The sequence below is a fragment of the Pseudoalteromonas sp. Z1A6 genome (assembly GCF_011378745.1).
GTDB lineage: Bacteria > Pseudomonadota > Gammaproteobacteria > Enterobacterales > Alteromonadaceae > Pseudoalteromonas > Pseudoalteromonas arctica.
Window position 1 is genome coordinate 1 of the sequence record NZ_WTKW01000676.1, and the last position, 699, is coordinate 699.

The following is a 699-nucleotide window of genomic DNA, read 5'->3' on the forward strand; positions in this document are numbered from 1 at the left end:
GCAGCAACAAATTGTTGATACTCATATTGAGTAATATCACCTTCAAGTGGAATATTTGCTAGTGCGTCGTCAAAAGCACCTGGTAAATCTCCAAGCATTTGATGGAAGCTCTTCGCACTCTTTGTAGATGCAAACCATTCAACGTCAAAGTTGTATGTGCTTGGATCAAGTGATGCTATGTGCTTACCGCTAAACGCAAGTAAGTCTTCAGGGATCATATCTTTAAGAGATTGTTCACGAATGCTTTTAATGTAGTCGACTAAACGAAGTTGTTCATCAAGTGCAATAACGTCTTTGTGTTGTTCTACAAATACACTTACAACAGGCCAAGGAGCAATACGTAAAGCTTTAGCCTGTAAAAAGCTAATCGCTTGCCCTGTAATGAGAATTCACTCAGCATGGCAAACGGCGCATACTTAAATATTATTTAGCCTTAAAGCTGCAGAGATTGTTATAAAACAAATGAACCCAGCTTGATACCATAAAATAGTGGACGTGAGCTATTCTTTGGTATTTTTAAAAGTGGGCAGTGATTGATGCCGGTTATTCGTGACTTAATATACTTATGGGGTCTAGTTTTACTGCTTTATAGCAGGAAAACTAGACTCTAATATAGGACTGAAAATAGCTTTAAGTATTATACTTGTCAGCGTGAATTAGTTATTTAAAAGAGTTAATAGGCTAGGGTCTTCAGTTTCA

At 37.2% G+C, this 699-nt stretch carries 1 pseudogene; it reads right to left on the reverse strand.

The annotated features are described in order from the left end of the window. A pseudogene (locus GQR46_RS20290) lies at positions 1-371 on the reverse strand (hypothetical protein); the annotation flags it as partial. Positions 372-699: the final 328 nt, after the last annotated feature.